Below are 19,870 nucleotides of genomic sequence, written 5' to 3'. Positions count from 1 at the left end.
CTTTACAAGTAATCGATATTTGGGATAGATGGCTGTTTTTCTGGGAAAAGAAGAGTCCGCCAATGAGCGAGCGTTGGATTTACTGCAAGCTCAACGAAATTGACTGTCGCTCCTTGCTGCCTCCACTTTTCCGCTAGGCTCATCATTCTAATAGAATCAAGCCCAAGGTAGACGAGATTCTCATCAAGTGGTATTTCATTTGGCTCGATTTGGAGATACTCAGCTACTTGGTGAACGATGGCCTCAAAGGATAAATCATCACTGTTTGCTTCTTGTCCTGTTAAACGACTGATGATTTGGTTTGTCGTTGTGGTGACTGCACAGCGTTCAGCTGCATAGGTCATGGCCATTTTGTGATGTTTCAGTGAAAAGTCAGCGACGGCATCGGCGACAAAAAAGGTTTCAATATCGAGCATGAATGCTTCTGCGGCTGTCAGCATACAGCCAATATGTGCATATACGCCAGTAATGATCAGTTGATCACGCCCGCCTTCTTGAAGGATATCCAAAAAATTAGATTTCTTGAATGCGCTATAACGCCATTTTGTCAGCATTGTATCTGCTTCAGATGGAGCAAGCTGATCAATGATTTTTGTCAATGCTTCATCATCACCAAGTCCAGGTCCCCAAAAATCTGTTAATAAGGCACGATCCTTCGGGTCTTGGTCACCAGGCTGAGCCGTGTAGACGACTGGAATACCAAGTTCATTGCATGTATCACGTAATTGTTGAATATGCTGAACTAACTCTGTGATCGGTGATGTATCTTGTTGAAATGCATTTAAAAAATATTGCTGCATGTCATGTATCAGCAGAACAGCACGTTTCGGATCAGGTATCCAGTTCACTTTATTTTCGGGTAAATCTTGTGTGCTTGGCATTGGATATGCAGGAATAGTAGGGATTGCCATGATTTTCACTCCTCATTTTTATACGTTGGCAGTATGGGTTGCAGCTAATTCTCTTAATGCTTTTTTACTGACTTTGCCTACACCTGTTTGTGGAAACGATTCGATCCATTCAATGCGGTCAGGAATTTTATAGGCTGCGAGCCCGCGTTCTCTTAGAAATGATTTTAAGACGTGCGGTGCTGGTTTGTTGTTTCCTTTCGCGATAACAAAGGCACATGAGCGTTCGCCAAGAAATGGATCTGGCATAGACACCATGGCGGCATCATGAATGTCAGCATGCGCAAGTAAATGGTTTTCAACTTCTTCAGCGGCAACCTTTTCGCCGCCACGATTGATTTGATCCTTGTCTCTGCCTTCTACAACAACATTTCCTTCTTTGGTTAATCGCACGATGTCACCTGTTCTGTAAAAGCCATCGAGTGTAAATGCTTTTTTGTTTTGTTCATCGGCTTTATAGTAGCCGCGAATCGTATAAGGTCCTCTTGTTAAAAGATGTCCAGCTACTTCATGCGGGACGGGCTTGTCCTCATCATCAACCACTAGTACCTCATCATATTCAGACATCGGGCGTCCTTGTGTATGAATTATGATATGTTCAGGATCATCTAATCTGGTATAGTTGACCAGACCTTCTGCCATGCCAAAAACTTGCTGTAACTTACATCCAAGGGCAGGCTTCACTCGTTTTGCTGCTTCAGCACTGAATTTAGCGCCACCGACTTGTAAGACTTCAAGACTCGATAAGTCATCTGATCGATGAGGAGCGGCCTCTAGCCAAATCAATGCAATTGGTGGAACGACAGCGGTAATGGTCGCCCGTTCTTTTTCAATGAGTGGAAAGACGACATCAGGGCTTGATCCAGGTGCAAGAACGACTCTTCCGCCTGCGTATAACGTCCCAAGGACGCCAGGTGAGCTTAATGGATAGTTGTGCGCAACCGGAAGTGTAGCTAGATACACACTATCTTGTGTGAGCTCGCACACCTCATTGCTTTTCCAAAGACTATAAATATAGTCATCATGTGTACGAGGAATAAGCTTTGAAAGGCCTGTGCTGCCTCCAGATAACTGAAGAAACGCAATATCGCTTGCCTCTACATGAATTTGAGGATCGAGTGCTGGGTCCTTGCGAAGATCATCCAAGCCAAGGAATTCCTCAGCTTCCCCTACAACAATGACATGAGGTAATGAGGGAAGCTTTTCTTTCACTTGACGTGCGAGTGATCGATAATCAAAGCCGCTATCGATATCTGGTATGACATATGCGTCTGCTTCGGCAAACTCAATAAAATAAGTGATTTCACTGCTTCTATGAGATGGCAGCGAGAAGACGGGTAAAGCACCAATTCGAAATAAAGCGAAAATGACTTCAAAAAAAGCAGGAATGTTAGGAAGCTGTACGACAACTCGACTTCCTTTTTGAATTCCAAGCTGATGAAAACCGGCGGCAAGACTGCTGACACGCTGATCAAGTTCTTGGTAGCTTATGTGTGTATCAGCGTATGTAATGGCTGTTTTATTTCCTAGCGATGCGGCTCGTTCACGAAGCATACCGCCAAAGGTTTCCCCACGCCAACAGCCGTTTTCACGGTAGCGTTTTGCAAATTCTTCTGGCCATGTAGGTGGTTGAACAAACATGTTTTTGTCATCTCCTATTTATTTTTATCACTGATGGATGCCCATCGCATGAAGCATCGTGTTGAATTTTGCAGATGTTTCAGCTAGCTCTTCTTCTGCCTTTGATCCTTTGACCACTCCTGCACCAGCAAAGAGACGCAGGGAGTGACCCTCAGCTTCTGCACAACGAATGGTGACAATCCAATCACCATCACCATTTGTATCTGCCCAACCGATCATTCCTGTGAAAAATCCTCGATCGAAGGGTTCAATCGCTTGAATGGCTTCACGTGCATCTGCTGTAGGTGTTCCGCATACTGCGGGTGTTGGATGAAGGCTAAGCGCCAAATCAATTGAGGACACATTGGAATCTATTAAGTCACCTTTGACCACAGTAGATAAATGCCACATCGTTTCTGTTTGTATGACGGATGGTGATGCAGGCACATCTAGTGTATGACAGTATGGAGTAAGCGCTTTAGTGACAGCTTCGACAACCACTGCGTGCTCGTGTAAATCCTTCGCTGAAGCAAGGAGTTCATCACGGCGGCGCTGGTCTTCTATTGGATCTGAACTGCGCGGCCGAGAACCAGCGAGTGGATTAGAAATCACAGATGAACCAGTTTTTGAAAGAAGCAGTTCAGGGCTTGCCCCAAGAAGTGTGCGCTTTTGGGAAGCCTTCGGGTCAGCTATATTTGCAGCAAACGTATAGCCAGTCGTATTATGACGAGCCAGTCGTTCGAGTATTGTTTTCGTATGAATATCTCGATTTGCTTTAAGATGGAGAGATCGAGAGAGTACGATTTTGCTAAGCTCTCCGTTCTCAATTTTAGCTAATCCTTCGTTCACACCATTCATGTAGACCTCTGGAGAGGGGACAGGTGTCACCTCATAGGATGGCGATGCCGCTTCTGACTCCTCATCACCTTGTTGAAATTCGAGTGGATCACTAAACTGTACATGGACTGGTACATTTAAACGAACGGGCTGCGCCGGATCAAATGGGACAGCACCAGCCACAATCGGTGTTTGAATTCCAGCTTGTTTGGCATCGTCAAATACGTGCGCTACCCTTGTGGATAGTTCATTTAGTTGATTGGTTTCAATATGCTGGAAAATCCCTTCGGCAAGTATCGTGCGTTTAGGTGAAGCAAGAAAAAAAGCGCCTGGCTGATAGTCTTGAAGCAACTGTATTTTTTCTTCTGACGACAATAATGAATGTTTCATGAAAAGGCCTCCTTTTAAATGAAATGCTAGATTCCGAGTGTTGCCCCGCCATCAATCGTGAGGTTCTGCATCGTAATATGACTGGATTGCTCAGATGCAAAGAAAATGACTGCATCAGCAATGTTTTGAGGATCAGCGATTTTTTGTAAAGGAATACCGGTTTTATACGTCTCTAATGAGCCTTTAATTACCTGATTTTCTCCTTGTTCATCAGACCATAAAGCCCATTGCATGGGAGTTGCGGTAGAGCCGGGAGAGACGACGTTGCATCTAATGCCATGAGCAGCCAGCTCTAAACCAAGCGTTTTTGTAAAGGAAGTAGCTGCTGCTTTTGAAGCAGCATAGGCAGCCATATTCATTCTAGGAATGGCACCAGCGTTAGAGCTGACAGTCACAATGACCCCATCTGATCTTTTTATCATGTATTTGGAGACAGCTTGAGATACGTAAAAGACACCATGTGTGTTGACTGCGAAAGTTTGTTGCCAGTCATCTGCACTAAGCTTGTCAATAGAACTGATTCGAAGAATGCCTGCTACATTGACCAGTAAATAAATAGGGCCAAGCTGCTTTTCAATTTGATCAACAATGTGCTGAACAGAAGTTTGATCGGTGATGTCACCTGGATAGGCAAAGGCACGTATCCCTTCATCCTTCATTTGCTGGACGGTGCTTTGCAGCTGCTCTTCATTTGCGTCAACTGCTGCAATAATCGCACCTTCCTCGGCTAGTCTTTTTGCGACTGCTTGTCCAATACCTTGTCCTGCGCCTGTGATCAAGGCAATTTTTTGAGATAGACCATTGTATTTCATGTGTTCACTGCCTTTCCTTCATGTCTGTGGTTGTGAAAGGATCATCATGATAGAGTGCAAAACGAAAAGCGTCATTCATCAGCACCGGTAAAACGGACGTATGTCCTTCTTCAGGGAACTCGTGATAGGCCGTATGCAAACCATATGCGGATAAAGGCAGCAAACGATTTGCTAGTCCATGTGCATGATCATTCATTTGACACGGATGGTGTTTTTCTAACTCACCTACACCTACAAGCAGCCTGACATTCATAGACATCTGACGTATATGGCTGGTGAATTGGTGTTCTTTTTCTAGAAATAATTTTTTGTTCCAGTGGATAGAAGGACTGCCTGCAATATATGTTTGATAAGCTTCAGGGTGCTCAAATAGTGTGTGTAATACAAAAAGACCGCCAAGAGAGTGCCCAAATAGTGTTTGACGACTCTGGTTGATCGGAAAGCGCTGCTCGATATAAGGCTTTACAATCTTTTCTAAAAAAGAAAAGAACGCAGAGGCCCCGCCATATGTATGGTTGGAGAAGTCCTTTCTTTTGCCACCAATGGAAGCGTCAGGGCCGGTAAGAGTGAGATCATAATGCCTGAGCGGATGATAGGGAGCTTCTGTCTGATAGCCAATTCCAACAATGATGGCAGGTACGACACCTGTTTTTTCAGGCCTTCTTGACTGTAAACGAATGGCTTCGACCATTGTGCCAAAAAGTGAATTCCCATCAAGCACGTACATGACTGGAAAACCAGCCGCTGGAGGAGTAGTATTCGGTTTAAATATAAAAAGTCTGTATGGGTGTGCTGTGATATCCAGTTGCTCCGTCCCGGGTATAAAAAAAGGACGGCTTTCTCCGAAAAGAGAATCCTCAGTACCCATTCCTTCAGGGCGTTTGGACATGTGTAAAAAATCCCCTTCCTCAAATTGACTCTCATACGATGATAAAAGCAGGCTTGCGGATATAGGATGAGTGTAGAGATTGAAGAATGGTCTCTTCAAATGAAAATGATTCTCAATTATCACGCAAGCAAATCAAATGATAATGGTTATCAATTATGAAGTCAAATGTTCATTAAGTGGTGTAATTGATAATTTGATCTAAATTTTCGGAAAATAAAGGACTAAATAACTACCAAATGAATGGAAATAGGGAATGCCGGACTGAGTCATTTAAAAAGAGGAGAAATGCCAAAAGACCTTGACCGTCACGGGATATTTACCATTTTCTTCTGTTTGATTCAGGAATATATATAGGTTTTTCTCCTTGAAATCATTTTGAGGAAAAATAAGTCTATAGACCTTCTTGTATTTTTAGGAAAAAAGAGGAGAATTTTTTGAAAAGCTGGTGAGCATATCTCACAACTTATTCAATCTCATGCGTAAATTCATATACAATTTTCTAAGGAAGACAAGATCGAAGGGAATGTAGGCAGAATGAAAACTCCATTAGGAAAGCTAAGGATAAAACTGCTTGAACATCAGCTCAAACTGAAAAATACGTTTACAGTGGAAGAATATCAAGAAATGAAGCAATCATTACATGAAATACGGATGACATTTGCGGCCTATGAACAATGGGATTTATACCAGCGAACCACCGATATGATCACCATCCTCCTCTTTCAACACGCCCTCAAGCAAAACCACCATTAACACCTTCATTTTTTATGAGCAGCGTATTTCTTATGAAAGGACGGTGCTGTTTTAAAGTTGGCCAAATATCAAGGCGGTAATGAAAAAAGTAAGGGATGCCCCCTTACTTTTTGATCAATCGGTTTACATGTCTAAACACCATTCAATTAGAATCCATCTGTGACATCATATTCGTAACGAATATCGGCTTTGACATTGCTCATAGTAGATCTCGCAGTAGCCTTTGCGTTGTACTTAAAGCTCCATTTTTGCGCGACTTTTAATTGATCATCCAGAGAAATACGGTAAGAACCACTTGTTGCAGATGAAAAAATAGATTCGTTCCAAATTTTGTTTATATCAGCCATCAGTTTGTGAGTGACATTTCCTTGATTGGGCGATTGGGTACTAGTTGTTGAAATCGATTTAACGATTGCATTTTTAGGGATAGAAGAATTGTTCGTTAAATCCATTGTAATGATAGAAGAATCAACTCCTAAAAAATTTAAAGAAGAATTCCCCAAATTGGTAGCAGTCCCCGTAAAATTGAATGTCCCATTTCCAGATTTAATACGATCTTGGATAGAAACAGTAAAGTACATATTCCCTGTATATGTACCACGGGTCACTTTCACAAAGTAAGTTTCTGAAGTTGAAGTAACTTCATCAGTATTAGCAAAAATAAAGGGTGTAATTGAATCAGGGTTAATGACTCTAGATCTCCCATCAGAATATTTCGAATTGTACACCTCGATTTTCATCCCCGTATATTGCTTATCATATGAACTTCGTACATAAACCCTTTCACCCTTATTGATCGTGAACTGATAATACGCTTCATTTTCACCTTCAGGTAAGATTGTCGTATCTGGACGACTATATTTCCAATATCCCATTGAGCTTGCTGTGTTAGGACTGTTATTCCCCGTAATCGCTGCTTCTGCTGAATGAGGTGCAAAAAAACTAGTAATAAGCACTAACAATAATGCAGGTAATAAAAAACGTTTGAAAATAGTATTTGGCATATTTTAACCCTCCTTGTAATAATTACTATATCGGATCAAAACTAACAAATTTTAACTTAATTGCCGATATATTTAATAATCACTATTTTTTTAAAAAGGAGAATCAAAATGAATATTAATACGTCGTACACGGCAGGTGCTTCAAACAGTCAGAACCGAATAGACTATAAAGGTCAATCAGCTATTAAAAGTACAAATGAGGTGATGACCGAAGCTGATAGACGAATGAAAATACTAGATGAAAAATATCAAAAAATAAATGAACAAAATAAACGTTTCAAAGATCCTCATGGCCATATATTTGATAAGTATCGAAATCCAAACTCCCCTTATTTCAGAAATGATTTAACCAAACCGGAAAGAGAGGCGGCTTACTCTATTGAAATTGGATGGGCTAATAGTGGAACAGGAGGGCATTATAATTCTAATGATGCCGCTTTCCGTAATGAAAAACGGTACGATCCTACGCAAGAAAGTGTAGAAAAGAAAATACTCAATCGTCAAAAAGTGAACGAACAATTACAAGATTTATTCTCTAAAAACGGTATAACCATTCCTAAAAACACAAATTTAACTTTTACCATTGATCCAAATAATTTCAAATTAGTGGTGGGTGGTTCAAAAGACGAATCGCTGATAAAACAGATAGAAGCCTTATTAAATACAACCAACAATACAAGAGAACTATTTTTCCATATTATGAAAAGTAGAAATGATGATTCTACTCAATTCACACCTGATTCTCTTGCCAAATTCCACCTTGTTAATCAAATCAAAACGGTCACAGGCTACAATTTAAAAGATTTAAGCATTGTAAATGGTCAATTTGTAACGGATAACGGAGCGAATATTTTTGATCTATACAAAGAAGAACTCCTTAAAAATCCATATACAGCAGAAAATGCGCGCATTGCTGCTTCACATTACGGTGCGCAGCTATTCGATCTAGCCAAAAACGGGTTTGATTCCATTCCAGATTTGTTGTTATCTATTGGTTATCAAAACGGTTCTTTACAAGACATTGGGCAAAAAGTGAATTATGGGGTTAAGAAAGCGATAGATTAACAAACCTTGAACGATGACAGATACAAAATCATTAGCGATAACGAAGGACTCTATAACAATTGATGTTACAGAGTCTTTTCTATTGAAATGCGCTGGTTTGCACAAAATATCAACATGGTAATTTTGACTATAGTCGATGTTTTTCACTTTTTTATTGATGAAAATGTTAAAATGATGAGTAGCGTATTTTTTTATGAAAGGACGGTGCTTGGCATGACGGAACTTCTCGATGACCGGCTGCCGCCGCAAAATATAGAAGCCGAGCAGGCCGTATTAGGTGCTGTTTTTTTAGAACCATCTGCGCTAACGCTCGCTTCTGAGGTATTAATTCCAGAGGATTTCTATAGAATGTCGCATCAAAAGATTTACAATGCGATGCTTGTACTTGGCGATAGAGGAGAACCGGTCGATCTTGTCACGGTGACATCTGAGCTTGCCAATACAGATTTACTAGAAGAGGTAGGCGGGATTTCGTATTTAACCGATATTGCGAACTCTGTCCCAACTGCCGCAAACATTGAATACTATGCAAAAATTGTAGAAGAGAAATCCATTTTAAGACGTCTGATCCGTACGGCGACAACCATTGCACAAGATGGGTATACGCGTGAGGATGAAGTAGAGGACCTATTGAGCGATGCTGAAAAGACCATTATGGAAGTGGCGCAGCGTAAAAACTCAGGAGCCTTTCAAAACATTAAGGACGTTCTTGTTCAAACATACGATAATATTGAACAGCTTCATAACCGTAAAGGCGATATCACAGGGATTCCAACAGGTTTCTCTGAGCTTGACCGGATGACAGCTGGATTCCAGCGAAATGATTTAATCATTGTAGCGGCCCGTCCATCAGTAGGGAAAACCGCCTTCGCATTGAACATTGCCCAAAATGTCGCGACCAAAACGGACGAAAGTGTTGCTATCTTTAGTTTAGAGATGGGTGCTGAGCAGCTCGTTATGCGTATGCTTTGTGCAGAGGGGAATATCAATGCACAAAACCTAAGAACCGGTAATCTGACAGAAGAGGACTGGGGTAAGCTGACAATGGCGATGGGCTCGCTGTCAAACAGCGGAATTTTCATTGACGATACACCTGGAATTAGAGTAAGTGAAATTCGCTCGAAATGCCGCCGATTAAAGCAAGAAAATGGTCTTGGCATGATCCTGATTGACTACTTGCAGCTCATTCAAGGAAGCGGGCGATCAAGCGATAACCGTCAGCAGGAGGTTTCTGAAATCTCTAGGGCATTAAAATCGCTGGCAAGGGAGCTTGAAGTTCCGGTTATTGCCTTGTCTCAGCTTTCTCGTGGGGTAGAGCAGCGTCAGGACAAACGTCCGATGATGTCTGATATTCGTGAATCAGGAAGTATCGAGCAGGATGCCGATATCGTGGCATTCCTTTATCGTGATGATTACTATGACAAAGAATCAGAGAATAAGAACATTATCGAAATCATTATTGCCAAACAGCGTAACGGTCCAGTTGGTACAGTATCACTGGCGTTCGTCAAAGAATATAACAAATTCGTCAATCTGGAAAGAAGATTTGATGATGCGGGAGTTCCGCCCGGTGCTTAAAGCCCAGCTCAAGAAGCTGGGCTTTTTTGATTGATCTACATCGAAAGAATGATTGAAAAAACAATCAAAATGAGGAGGAGAGGGAAAAAGAGAGAGCGTATACTAAAAGGAGAAAAGGAGTGAAGACTGATGAAATTTCAACAGTTTGAAGCCGCTCAATTACGTATCGCACGCCCAACCGTCAACATGAAAGAGGTTGTTTCCTTTTATGAAGAAGGCTTAGGGCTCAAACGAATAGGCTCATTTGATCAGCATGAAGGGTACGATGGTGTGATGCTCGGGCTGCCTCACCAGCATGTTCATTTAGAAATCACCAAACATGAAGAAGAAGACAGCCTGCCCGTCCCGCATCCAGAACAGCTGCTAGTTTTCTATATTCCAGATGCAGAGGAATTTCAGCAAATGAAAAAGAGATTGCTCTCATTTGGCGGACGGCAAGTCACCTCTACAAATCCATATTGGGAACGAGGAGGAGCAACCATTGAAGATCCAGATGGGTATCGAGTTGTGCTGATGAACACAGATGGTATTACACCTGTTTAAAAAAGACGCCCATTGTTGGGGGTCTTTTTTATGTTGATGAACAGCTGGAAACGATAAAAAGTTGTTTTTGCTCAAAATCTCCATTTTTAAGCACTGGAAAAGTGATTAAAGCGCTTTTCTTTATATTTAAAACGAACAAAATTTGATTTCGAGATATTAATGTTCGGATTTCGCGTTGACTTTTTCGTTGTGCATTGATAAAATAAATGTGTTTGAAAGAGATAACGTTTTGAAAGGTTAACGGAGGTGCACGATATGTCTTCAGTAGTCGTAGTAGGTACGCAGTGGGGTGACGAAGGGAAAGGGAAAATTACCGATTTCCTTTCAGAAAATGCAGAGGTGATTGCCCGTTATCAAGGGGGAAACAATGCAGGTCACACGATCAAATTTGATGGAGTGACATACAAGCTACACCTCATTCCATCCGGTATTTTTTATAAAGAGAAAACTTGTGTCATCGGTAATGGAATGGTGGTTGATCCTAAAGCGTTGGTCACTGAGCTTGCGTATCTTCACGAACGGAATGTGAGTACAGATAACCTCAGAATCAGCAATAGAGCCCATGTTATTCTGCCTTACCATTTAAAATTGGACGAGGTAGAAGAAGAGCGGAAAGGGGCTAACAAGATCGGTACGACGAAAAAAGGAATCGGACCAGCTTATATGGATAAAGCTGCCCGCGTCGGTATCCGTGTCGCAGATCTATTAGATCGTGAAGTATTTGAAGAGAAGCTTGCACGCAATCTAGAAGAGAAAAATCGTCTTTTAGAGAAAATGTACGACACAGAAGGCTTCAAGATTGAAGATATTTTAGACGAGTATTATGAATATGGCCAGCAAGTGAAAAAATATGTCGTAGACACATCTGTTGTCCTGAATGATGCACTAGATGAAGGCCGCCGCGTGCTATTTGAAGGAGCACAAGGGGTCATGCTTGATATCGATCAAGGGACATACCCATTTGTGACGTCATCTAACCCGGTAGCTGGAGGCGTGACGATTGGTTCTGGCGTAGGACCAACGAAAATTCAACATGTAGTCGGCGTGTCAAAAGCGTACACAACACGTGTTGGAGATGGCCCATTCCCAACAGAACTCCATGATGAAATTGGCGATCAAATTCGTGAGGTTGGCCGTGAATACGGTACGACAACTGGACGCCCGCGCCGTGTCGGCTGGTTTGACAGCGTTGTTGTCCGTCATGCACGCCGTGTGAGCGGAATTACAGATTTATCTCTTAACTCAATTGATGTACTAACAGGGATTGAAAAATTGAAAATCTGTGTCGCCTATAAATTGAATGGAGAAATCACTGAGGAATTCCCAGCAAGCCTAAATGAATTAGCGAAATGTGAGCCTGTCTACGAAGAAATGCCAGGATGGACAGAGGATATTACAGGCGTAAAGAACTTAAGTGAACTGCCTGCAAATGCCCGCCATTATTTAGAGCGCATTTCACAATTAACAGGTATTCCACTTTCCATTTTCTCAGTCGGACCAGATCGTTCACAAACGAACGTTGTCCGCAGCGTGTACCGTCCATAAGAATAGATTGATGAAGCACCAGTAAAATCTCGCATTTTACTGGTGTTTTTTTGTTTAAATATTCCTTAATTTCAGTAGAACGGACTTCCGGTCATTACCAAAATATGATAACTGTATAGGAGGAAGGAGCGTTCTAGTGAAAGAAAGAATACGATTATTAGATATTTTACGAGGTTTTGCCATACTAGGCACCTTGGGAACGAACGTCTGGTTTTTTGCGTATGCAGGGGATACCTTTGCGACAGATCAGATTGCGGATGAATATGAAAATGGCAGTTTTCTAGAAAGTCTTGTCTCCATGTTCGTTTATGGAAAAATGCTCTCGCTGCTCACGATCATGTTTGGTGTTGGATTGGAGCTGAAATACCAGCAGGCAAAAAGGAAGGACACGCCTTGGCCGGGTACTTATTTATGGATTCTTTTATTTTTATTTATCGAAGGCTTTGTCCATTTTACGCTTGTGATGGAATATGATGTGCTCATGAGCTATGCCGTTACGGGGCTGCTTGTGGCTTACATTGTACGGGGAGGAAGCAGGCGCATCAAAAAGGGCATGGTGTTCTCAGGTGTGATTCATTTGCTCATGATGTCATGTCTGATGCTGTACTCCCTCTCTGAAATGGAGTCAGCGACCGATGATCAAAGCGGTGAACCAGCGCTGGAAGAGCAGCTGCCAGAGACATGGATCTCGCAGGTTCAAGAACGGTTACAATACTTCTTCATGTACCGAGAAGAAGCGGTCTTTATTATTCCAATGAACACATTTCTGTTTTTATTAGGTGTGCGGATGATGAGAGCCGGTGTATTTTATGCAAATGAACGCGGACAGTCTCTCCGGAAAATATTGTTCCGAATCGGACTGTGGATCGGTCTGCCGCTGAATGCACTAGTTTTCGTACCGAACGATTTAGTGGAATTTGTGGTGCGCTACGCCTTTTCACCATTTCTCTCTATTTTCTATATAGCTGTCATTGCGAAGCTCCTCGCACGCACGGAGTCATGGTTCATGTGGACTTGGTTTGAATATGTAGGGAAAATGGCGCTTAGCTGCTACATCCTGCAAAATGTCATCTGCTCCATTCTTTTTTATAGCTGGGGATTGGGTCTTGGCGGTCAAATCAATGCGCCTTTTATTGTATTGGCATGGCTGTTGATTTCACTTCTGCAAATCGCGGTTTCAGCAGTTTGCCTAAAGGTTTGGAGAATTGGACCAATGGAATATATCCGTTCACGGGCACTTCGCAGGGTGACGATGAAACAAGCATCATAAAGGGGAGAGCATAATGTTTTTAAAAAAAATGACGAAAAGAGAACAAGCGAATGCACATAAAGCTGCTGTGCCGGCATTTGTTTTTTATCTTCTGGCATTAGGAGGGCATGCGCTGTACATGTATTTCCAGGGTAATAAACCACCCGTCACTTTTGTCATTCTCGTGGCGGGTCTCTTTGTTTTTTTCACCGCAGATTGGCTATATAATAAAAAGCGTTCATAAAAAAAGCCCTCATCACGAGGGCTTTTTCCTTACTTCAGGCTTTTATATTGGCCTTTTAAATTTTTGCGGATGTACTGAATGATTTTGCGTAGTTCGTTGGCATGCGGTCTGCCAAACGGACTTGTTTGTCTTTGCTGATAGAGCACTTGACCTTTTTCATTTAATAAGAAATAGGCGGGTTCACCGTGCACCCCGTGGTCTTCATATGGGGCATCTTCCCCATGATAGTGGACTTCATATGCTTTTAATGACGTGAGGTCATGGTCATACATGATCGGGAAGGATAGTCCCTCTTTATCCGCAAATGCCTTCAAGTCATCAGGGTTATCCGTGGAAATCGCCATCAAGTGAATATCCTTGTCCTGAAAATATGATTGCTGCTGTTCGAGCTCTTTTAACTCTTCTACACATACCGGACACCAAGATCCTCTAAAGAAAACGATCAGGTGCCAGCTTTGATGCTCCTCTAAATGTTTGTCGAAATCAATGTGATCGCCCTGTATTGTTGGAAGTGAAAAGTTGGGCATTTTATCTCCTAATTTGAATGAACTCATACTGCTTCCTCCTTTTTCAATGACAATGTCACTTATTTCATGTATAGCCATTTTTGAGCGGCCTGAAACGTACCTATGTGTTTGAGTAGGCAGAGGTCACCCGAAAAGGCGTATCTAATGAAGGCGGTTGCAGAAGCGGGGGCTTTGATAGGAGATATTTAAATCCGACACTTTTTTTAAAAAAATGTCGAAAAACGTATTGCCATATGTAATTACTCTATGATATTATAAATCTCGTTGTTGCAAAGGTCTCTGAAACTTGTTAGGATGCGATGTTCCAGCTTTTTTAAAGCGATTGGTTTGGCGCAATACAGCTTCTTCAGATTCACTTTTCACAAACCGAGAGCCATTAGCTCAGTTGGTAGAGCATCTGACTTTTAATCAGAGGGTCGAAGGTTCGAGTCCTTCATGGCTCACCATGTATTGGCCCGTTGGTCAAGCGGTTAAGACACCGCCCTTTCACGGCGGTAACACGGGTTCGAATCCCGTACGGGTCATTGATTTACTTTAGCGTTAAGCTAATTTTTTCCTCACTTGCTTGAAGGAGCACCACGATTGCTTTTTCGGGCAAGTTACTGAGGTCCGGTAGTTCAGTTGGTTAGAATGCCTGCCTGTCACGCAGGAGGTCGCGGGTTCGAGTCCCGTCCGGACCGCCATTTATACATATTCATCTTTTTGATGATGGCTCGGTAGCTCAGTTGGTAGAGCAACGGACTGAAAATCCGTGTGTCGGCGGTTCGATTCCGTCCCGAGCCACTTCCAAACGCATCTGCAATCGCAGGTGCGTTTTTATTATGAAAAGAAGGCATAAAAAGGGAGAAGCCGGACCTAGGTAGGGCCCGGCTCCATAAGAAGAAGACGTTACAACTATATAGACGGCTGGTGATTGGAAAAGTTTCAATAAAAAAGGAAAAAGTCATCAATTTTTTTCGGGCGGCACCTTCCTATCCAACGTTTACTAGAAAAGAAAGCCGTTATTATTTTTATCTTTGCCTCGTAAAACGTTATAATAGACAGTGAGCCTTTTTTTCATAAACGGAAAAGGCGTAATGATACATGCAAAATGGAATGACATAGATGCTAAAAATGCAGGAGGAAATCACAATGGAAAAAAAGATTCTTGTCGTAGATGATGAAAAACCGATTGCTGATATATTGGAATTTAATTTAAGGAAAGAGGGCTATGAGGTTCATTGTGCATATGATGGAAACGAAGCCCTTGAAATGGTAGAAGAAATCAAGCCGGACATTATTCTGCTCGACATTATGCTGCCGAATAAAGATGGTGTTGAAGTATGCCGTGAAGTGAGAAAGAAATATGACATGCCGATTATCATGCTGACAGCAAAAGACTCTGAAATTGATAAAGTCATCGGCCTTGAGCTTGGCGCAGATGATTATGTGACGAAGCCTTTCAGCACACGTGAGCTGCTTGCCCGCGTGAAAGCGAATTTGAGAAGACAAACCGCTGCGCCGCAGACGGAGGAAGAATCTGAATCAAATGATATTGAGGTTGGATCACTTGTTATTTATCCAGATGCGTATGTGGTGTCTAAGCGCGAAGAAACGATTGAATTGACGCACCGTGAGTTCGAACTGCTTCATTACTTAGCGAAACATATCGGACAAGTCATGACACGTGAGCACTTGCTGCAAACTGTATGGGGCTACGATTACTTCGGAGATGTCCGTACAGTAGACGTCACAGTCCGCCGTCTTCGTGAGAAGATTGAAGACAATCCTAGCCACCCGAGCTGGATCGTGACACGACGAGGCGTCGGCTACTATTTAAGAAACCCAGAGCAGGACTAAGATTCTTATGAGTAAAGTAGGTTTTTTTCGCTCGATTCACTTCAAATTGACCTTGATTTACGTGCTGCTGATCATCGTCGCCATGCAGATCATTGGCGTGTACTTTGTGAAGCAGCTAGAGCAGTCCTTAATTAATTCATATGATAATTCCTTGAATCAGCGAATCTACTCGTTATCGTATTACCTAGAACAAGATTCATCGAAAAGCAAGGCAGAATTAAAAGAGGATGCTCAAAAGATATTAAACGATTTTAACAACAAAGATGAGTCTAATGAAATCTCTGAAGTCAGCTATATTGACGAAAGCAGAGAGGTCATTGCCTCTGTCAATAACGGCAGTCAAGAGATTGCCGGTAAGAAAATTACTGATCAAATCATTAGCCGTATTTTCGCAGTTGGCAAAGACTACGAGAAAAAATTCTATGACCCTGAGTCAAATAAAAGGGTGCGTATTTCTGCGACAGCCGTAAAAAATGAGAACCAAGAGACCGTTGGTGTGATTTATGTTGTGTCTTCAATGGAAAGTGTGTTTAACCAAATGCGAACCATTAACACCATTTTAGCGACTGGGACACTGATTGCACTTGGGACGACTGCTCTACTTGGTATCTTCATCTTTAGAACGATCACTCATCCTATTTCAGATATGAGAAAGCAGGCGATCGAGCTTGCCAAAGGGAACTTCTCCAGAAAGGTCCGGAAGTATGGACATGACGAGATTGGCCAGCTTGCGACAACCTTTAACCATCTGACGAGAGAGCTGGAGGAAGCTCAGCTGATGACGGAGGGGGAGCGGAAAAAGCTTTCTTCTGTAATTGCCTATATGACGGACGGTGTCATCGCAACGAATCAAAACGGTGCAATTATTCTATTAAACAGCCCTGCATTAGAGCTGTTAAATGTTTCACGTGAAACAGCACTAGAGATGCCGATCACGTCTTTACTTGGCTTAGAGGAAACCCATACATTTGAAGATTTAGTCGAAAATCAAGATTCCATGCTGATAGAAATTGAACGCGAAGATCAGCTGTCTGTATTGCGTGTTAATTTCTCCGTTATTCAGAAAGAGCATGGGAAAATTGATGGATTAATTGCGGTCATTTATGATGTCACAGAGCAGGAGAAAATTGATGCTGAACGCCGTGAATTCGTCGCGAACGTATCGCATGAGCTGCGCACACCGCTGACGACGATGCGAAGCTACCTTGAGGCGCTGGCTGAAGGTGCGATTGGTGATAAAGAGCTTGCGCCAAGATTCCTCAGTGTCACGCAAAATGAAACTGAGCGCATGATCCGGCTTGTCAATGACCTGCTGCAGCTGTCTAAATTCGACAGCAAGGATTATCAATTCAACCGTGAGTGGACGAACTTTATCAGGTTTATCTCGCTCGTCATTGATCGTTTTGAAATGACGAAGGAGCAGCATGTCGATTTTATCCGCAACCTGCCGCAGCGTGAAGTATATGTAGAAATCGATCAAGATAAAATTACACAGGTGCTAGATAATATCATTTCCAATGCCATGAAATACTCACCAGAGGGTGGACACATCACGTTTACCGTCGATTTGGATGAGGAGAAAGGCCTTGTGTTATTCAGCGTGAAAGATGAAGGAATCGGTATTCCGAAGAAGGATATGGATAAAATCTTTGAACGTTTTTATCGGGTAGATAAAGCAAGAACAAGAAAGCTTGGCGGAACCGGCCTCGGTCTTGCGATTGCAAAAGAAATGGTTCAAGCTCATGGCGGAGATATTTGGGCTGACAGCATTGAAGGAAAAGGGACAACGGTGACCTTTACCCTTCCGTACAATGAAGAACAAGAGGATGATTGGGATGAAGCGTGAGACCTTTAAAACCATAATATTGACAATCCTAATTGCGATCAGTCTTGTATTTACGTGGAATATCTGGATGTTCCAGCCCGTCATGCAGGATCAGGCAGATACCGGCACACAGGTCGTGGAAACGAAGAAGATTTCAAGTGACGAGCCTAGAAGTCTCATTGATGTCGTGAAGCCGCGCGAGATGTTCATCCATTCAAATGGAGAGCATTTTAAAGTGGATCAAAAGGAACTCTTTCAAAACTTTTGGAATGATGTGAGCCTTTGGGATGTCAAAGAGATTAATGATGTGTCAGATCAATATTCCGAGCAGAAATTTAAGAATTTCTTCTATGGACGTGAAGGACAAGGGAAGACATTGGATCTTGTGTTCAATGATCCGATTCCAATTGATATTTTCCAAGCGCTCTTTAAATGGCCGAACAAGTCCATTGAATACAACTCGTTTGATCGGATGATCGTGCCGTTCGCCCAGCAGGATAAGGCGAATAAAAAAGTGTATTTGGTCTCATACAGCAAGGAGACGGTGCTTGAGCTGACAATTGAGTCCGCCAATTACCGTAATCTAATGAACAGTATCGCAGCCGCTCAAAACGAGATGCCGCGCTATGATCTTTATACATTCTCGACGAATTCTAAACGAGATTTCCTTCTTCCGAGAAAGCAAAAGCAGCTTGAAGCGAAAATGTTCTTTATCGAAACGATTAAGACAAACAAATTCAAAGACGCTTTGTTTACGGACCCGAGCCTTGTTGGTGAGGAATCTAATTTAAACCGGACGGTGTACACAGATGGCACAAGCCGCCTTGAAGCCAATCAAAAAGACCACCGCATTCAATATCAGCACCGCAATATCAATTCCAGCACTGTTTTCCAAACGGGGGATTTGATTAAGCGAAGTGTGAAATATTTCAATGATACGGGAAGCTTTACTGATGACTATCAATATTTTGGCATCAACAGCAACCAGCAGCTGTCCTTTAATATGTTTATGGACGGTCTGCCGATCGTTAACAGTACAAAGCATCCATTTGGGATGACCTCCCTTGAAGTCCAATGGGCGAATGATGACATTTTGAATTACAAGCGTCCAAACTATATTCTTGGCAATAAAGCGAGTCAAAGTGAACAGGTCAAGCTGATGAATGGGACAGAGCTGAAGGACTTGATCATCAAGCAGACGAAATATGATGACCTGGAGAAAATTGAACAGATTTTCCCTGCATATCAAGCTGCTTCAACTCCATCAGATCAAGATCAAGCAATGTTTGTCTGGCTGGAGCCTGTATGGTGTATGAAATATAACGGCAAAACCGTGATTCTATCGAATGATCTTTTGACAGAGGGGAGCGAGAATCATGGAGTGGAATAAGACCAAAACGATCTTTATCCTAGCCTTTCTCGTTCTCGATATCTTTCTAGGTTTTCAATACTTTGAAAAACGGTCAACCGATCATTTTGCGATTATCGAAAAAACGGATACGCTGGAGGAAATGAAGGCAGACGGGATCAAATATGGCAATCTATCAGATGAAGCGAAGATTGGATACCGCATTACAGCTGAAAAGAAGCAATATACGAAAAAGGATGTCGACGGATTAGCTGATCAAAAGGCGAAAAGCACATTCCCGAAAACAGACAAAGATGATCCTGTCACGCTGCTTGAAATGACCTTCAACAAGCCAGTTGCCTTGCCGAAAAAGGATATCAAAACAGCGGCGACGAACCTTGTGAACCAGCGTTTGCTGGACGGGAAGAATTATAAGCTGTGGAGTATAGATGAGGAGACAGGGAAAATCGTCTTTTTCCAAACGTATAAAGGGAAATACATCTTCCAAGAAGGCCTTGATGACACCGAAACCATTGGGCAAATCACCTTAAATCTCAACGATCAAAACGAAGTCGTCTCATATCAGCAATCGATGGTGACATCGATTAATGAAGTGAGAAAAGAAACCCTTGTCCCAGCACTTGAAACAGTGAAGGACTTATATACGCAAAATATGCTGAGTCAAAATACGACCGTGAAAAAGGTAGAGCTTGGCTACTATACGCAATACCCTGGGGCAAGCACGCAAGTCATGGTTCCTGTATGGCGGGTGGAGCTTGAAGGCGTATCAGCAGGTTCAAAGAAAAAGACAGAGGAAGAATATTTGATCAATGCCATTGATGGCTCAACACTTGATCATATAGAGAAAGATGACAAATCTTCAATGGAGTGAGA

Annotated in this window: 18 protein-coding genes and 4 tRNA genes; 15 read left to right on the top strand and 7 right to left on the bottom strand. The window is 42.3% G+C overall.

Annotation, left to right across the window (positions count from 1 at the left end; translation table 11 throughout):
* Nucleotides 1-2: 2 nt before the first annotated feature.
* From ASE42_RS10340 to ASE42_RS10320, 5 genes are read right to left on the bottom strand one after another with little or no spacing between them, the layout of a single operon-like run.
* Nucleotides 3-911, bottom strand: coding sequence for an isochorismatase family protein (locus ASE42_RS10340; RefSeq protein ID WP_056766745.1), 909 nt, complete (start codon nt 909-911; stop codon nt 3-5).
* An 18-nt stretch (nt 912-929) separates the two neighbouring features.
* Nucleotides 930-2,549: a (2,3-dihydroxybenzoyl)adenylate synthase gene (locus tag ASE42_RS10335; protein WP_056766742.1), complete on the bottom strand. Its 1,620-nt coding sequence runs from the start codon at nt 2,547-2,549 to the stop codon at nt 930-932.
* Nucleotides 2,550-2,576: 27 nt separating this feature from the next.
* Complete coding sequence (gene dhbC / locus ASE42_RS10330) at nt 2,577-3,755, bottom strand: isochorismate synthase DhbC (RefSeq protein WP_056766739.1); 1,179 nt, start codon at nt 3,753-3,755, stop codon at nt 2,577-2,579.
* A 26-nt stretch (nt 3,756-3,781) separates the two neighbouring features.
* Entirely contained in the window at nt 3,782-4,567 is a 786-nt protein-coding gene (locus tag ASE42_RS10325; RefSeq protein ID WP_056766737.1) for a 2,3-dihydro-2,3-dihydroxybenzoate dehydrogenase, read from the bottom strand.
* A 4-nt stretch (nt 4,568-4,571) separates the two neighbouring features.
* Nucleotides 4,572-5,456 (bottom strand): alpha/beta hydrolase, encoded by an 885-nt coding sequence (locus ASE42_RS10320; RefSeq protein WP_056766735.1) that lies wholly within the window; start codon nt 5,454-5,456, stop codon nt 4,572-4,574.
* Between the two features lie 534 nt (nt 5,457-5,990).
* Here ASE42_RS10320 and ASE42_RS10315 point away from each other — a divergent pair.
* Nucleotides 5,991-6,209, top strand: coding sequence for a hypothetical protein (locus ASE42_RS10315; RefSeq protein ID WP_056766733.1), 219 nt, complete (start codon nt 5,991-5,993; stop codon nt 6,207-6,209).
* A 146-nt stretch (nt 6,210-6,355) separates the two neighbouring features.
* On the opposite strand, the gene ASE42_RS10310 is transcribed toward ASE42_RS10315, so the two are convergent.
* Nucleotides 6,356-7,213 carry a hypothetical protein gene (locus ASE42_RS10310; RefSeq protein WP_056766731.1) on the bottom strand — a complete coding sequence of 286 codons (858 nt, stop codon included), beginning with the start codon at nt 7,211-7,213 and terminating at the stop codon, nt 6,356-6,358.
* Between the two features lie 108 nt (nt 7,214-7,321).
* On the opposite strand from ASE42_RS10310, the gene ASE42_RS10305 reads away from it, so the two are divergent.
* The 6 genes from ASE42_RS10305 (at nt 7,322) to ASE42_RS10280 (ending at nt 13,437) form a co-directional block, all read left to right on the top strand.
* Complete coding sequence (locus ASE42_RS10305; RefSeq protein ID WP_056766729.1) at nt 7,322-8,278, top strand: DUF4885 family protein; 957 nt, start codon at nt 7,322-7,324, stop codon at nt 8,276-8,278.
* Between the two features lie 213 nt (nt 8,279-8,491).
* Entirely contained in the window at nt 8,492-9,856 is a 1,365-nt protein-coding gene (gene dnaB, locus ASE42_RS10300) for a replicative DNA helicase (protein ID WP_003214779.1), read from the top strand.
* A 129-nt stretch (nt 9,857-9,985) separates the two neighbouring features.
* Entirely contained in the window at nt 9,986-10,399 is a 414-nt protein-coding gene (locus ASE42_RS10295; RefSeq protein WP_024424033.1) for a VOC family protein, read from the top strand.
* Nucleotides 10,400-10,654: 255 nt separating this feature from the next.
* Nucleotides 10,655-11,944: an adenylosuccinate synthase gene (locus ASE42_RS10290; RefSeq protein WP_024424032.1), complete on the top strand. Its 1,290-nt coding sequence runs from the start codon at nt 10,655-10,657 to the stop codon at nt 11,942-11,944.
* A 136-nt stretch (nt 11,945-12,080) separates the two neighbouring features.
* A complete protein-coding gene (locus ASE42_RS10285; RefSeq protein ID WP_056766727.1) occupies nt 12,081-13,214 on the top strand; it encodes a DUF418 domain-containing protein in 1,134 nt (377 codons plus the stop codon).
* Between the two features lie 13 nt (nt 13,215-13,227).
* Nucleotides 13,228-13,437 carry a hypothetical protein gene (locus ASE42_RS10280; RefSeq protein ID WP_056766724.1) on the top strand — a complete coding sequence of 70 codons (210 nt, stop codon included), beginning with the start codon at nt 13,228-13,230 and terminating at the stop codon, nt 13,435-13,437.
* A gap of 29 nt (nt 13,438-13,466) precedes the next feature.
* Here the strand turns inward: ASE42_RS10280 and ASE42_RS10275 are convergent, their stop codons facing one another.
* Nucleotides 13,467-13,991, bottom strand: coding sequence for a peroxiredoxin family protein (locus ASE42_RS10275; RefSeq protein ID WP_024424031.1), 525 nt, complete (start codon nt 13,989-13,991; stop codon nt 13,467-13,469).
* 343 nt (nt 13,992-14,334) lie between these two features.
* Between ASE42_RS10275 and ASE42_RS10270 the strand changes: the two genes are divergently transcribed.
* The 8 genes from ASE42_RS10270 to ASE42_RS10235 all read left to right on the top strand — a co-directional run bounded on the left by ASE42_RS10270 (nt 14,335) and on the right by ASE42_RS10235 (nt 19,868).
* Nucleotides 14,335-14,410: transfer RNA gene (locus ASE42_RS10270), tRNA-Lys, on the top strand.
* 6 nt (nt 14,411-14,416) lie between these two features.
* A tRNA-Glu gene (locus ASE42_RS10265) sits at nt 14,417-14,488 on the top strand.
* An 82-nt stretch (nt 14,489-14,570) separates the two neighbouring features.
* Nucleotides 14,571-14,647: transfer RNA gene (locus tag ASE42_RS10260), tRNA-Asp, on the top strand.
* Nucleotides 14,648-14,674: 27 nt separating this feature from the next.
* A tRNA-Phe gene (locus ASE42_RS10255) sits at nt 14,675-14,747 on the top strand.
* Nucleotides 14,748-15,095: 348 nt separating this feature from the next.
* Complete coding sequence (gene yycF / locus ASE42_RS10250; protein WP_024424030.1) at nt 15,096-15,803, top strand: response regulator YycF; 708 nt, start codon at nt 15,096-15,098, stop codon at nt 15,801-15,803.
* Between the two features lie 7 nt (nt 15,804-15,810).
* Entirely contained in the window at nt 15,811-17,649 is a 1,839-nt protein-coding gene (walK, locus tag ASE42_RS10245) for a cell wall metabolism sensor histidine kinase WalK (RefSeq protein ID WP_024424029.1), read from the top strand.
* Nucleotides 17,639-19,018: a two-component system activity regulator YycH gene (yycH, locus tag ASE42_RS10240; RefSeq protein ID WP_041118417.1), complete on the top strand. Its 1,380-nt coding sequence runs from the start codon at nt 17,639-17,641 to the stop codon at nt 19,016-19,018. Before walK ends, yycH begins: the two co-directional genes overlap by 11 nt.
* On the top strand, nt 19,005-19,868 hold the full coding sequence (locus ASE42_RS10235; protein ID WP_056766722.1) for a two-component system regulatory protein YycI: 864 nt from the start codon (nt 19,005-19,007) through the stop codon (nt 19,866-19,868). The genes yycH and ASE42_RS10235 overlap by 14 nt, the downstream gene beginning before the upstream one ends.
* Nucleotides 19,869-19,870 lie beyond the last annotated feature (2 nt).

Origin of the sequence: Bacillus sp. Root920 (assembly GCF_001429445.1) — a bacterium.
GTDB classification, from domain to species: domain Bacteria; phylum Bacillota; class Bacilli; order Bacillales; family Bacillaceae; genus Bacillus; species Bacillus safensis.
This window is presented reverse-complemented; position numbering and strand designations above follow the sequence as displayed.

What these genes read in the sequence shown, in the direction of transcription:
- ASE42_RS10315 (WP_056766733.1), top strand. Translation starts at nt 5,991, where the DNA reads ATGAAAACTCCATTAGGAAAGCTAAGGATAAAACTGCTTGAACATCAG.
- ASE42_RS10310 (WP_056766731.1), bottom strand. Translation starts at nt 7,213, where the DNA reads ATGCCAAATACTATTTTCAAACGTTTTTTATTACCTGCATTATTGTTA.
- ASE42_RS10280 (WP_056766724.1), top strand. Translation starts at nt 13,228, where the DNA reads ATGTTTTTAAAAAAAATGACGAAAAGAGAACAAGCGAATGCACATAAA.
- ASE42_RS10305 (WP_056766729.1), top strand. Translation starts at nt 7,322, where the DNA reads ATGAATATTAATACGTCGTACACGGCAGGTGCTTCAAACAGTCAGAAC.
- ASE42_RS10235 (WP_056766722.1), top strand. Translation starts at nt 19,005, where the DNA reads ATGGAGTGGAATAAGACCAAAACGATCTTTATCCTAGCCTTTCTCGTT.
- yycH (WP_041118417.1), top strand. Translation starts at nt 17,639, where the DNA reads ATGAAGCGTGAGACCTTTAAAACCATAATATTGACAATCCTAATTGCG.
- ASE42_RS10325 (WP_056766737.1), bottom strand. Translation starts at nt 4,567, where the DNA reads ATGAAATACAATGGTCTATCTCAAAAAATTGCCTTGATCACAGGCGCA.
- ASE42_RS10340 (WP_056766745.1), bottom strand. Translation starts at nt 911, where the DNA reads ATGGCAATCCCTACTATTCCTGCATATCCAATGCCAAGCACACAAGAT.
- dnaB (WP_003214779.1), top strand. Translation starts at nt 8,492, where the DNA reads ATGACGGAACTTCTCGATGACCGGCTGCCGCCGCAAAATATAGAAGCC.
- ASE42_RS10320 (WP_056766735.1), bottom strand. Translation starts at nt 5,456, where the DNA reads ATGTCCAAACGCCCTGAAGGAATGGGTACTGAGGATTCTCTTTTCGGA.
- yycF (WP_024424030.1), top strand. Translation starts at nt 15,096, where the DNA reads ATGGAAAAAAAGATTCTTGTCGTAGATGATGAAAAACCGATTGCTGAT.
- ASE42_RS10295 (WP_024424033.1), top strand. Translation starts at nt 9,986, where the DNA reads ATGAAATTTCAACAGTTTGAAGCCGCTCAATTACGTATCGCACGCCCA.
- ASE42_RS10275 (WP_024424031.1), bottom strand. Translation starts at nt 13,991, where the DNA reads ATGAGTTCATTCAAATTAGGAGATAAAATGCCCAACTTTTCACTTCCA.
- walK (WP_024424029.1), top strand. Translation starts at nt 15,811, where the DNA reads ATGAGTAAAGTAGGTTTTTTTCGCTCGATTCACTTCAAATTGACCTTG.
- dhbC (WP_056766739.1), bottom strand. Translation starts at nt 3,755, where the DNA reads ATGAAACATTCATTATTGTCGTCAGAAGAAAAAATACAGTTGCTTCAA.
- ASE42_RS10335 (WP_056766742.1), bottom strand. Translation starts at nt 2,549, where the DNA reads ATGTTTGTTCAACCACCTACATGGCCAGAAGAATTTGCAAAACGCTAC.
- ASE42_RS10290 (WP_024424032.1), top strand. Translation starts at nt 10,655, where the DNA reads ATGTCTTCAGTAGTCGTAGTAGGTACGCAGTGGGGTGACGAAGGGAAA.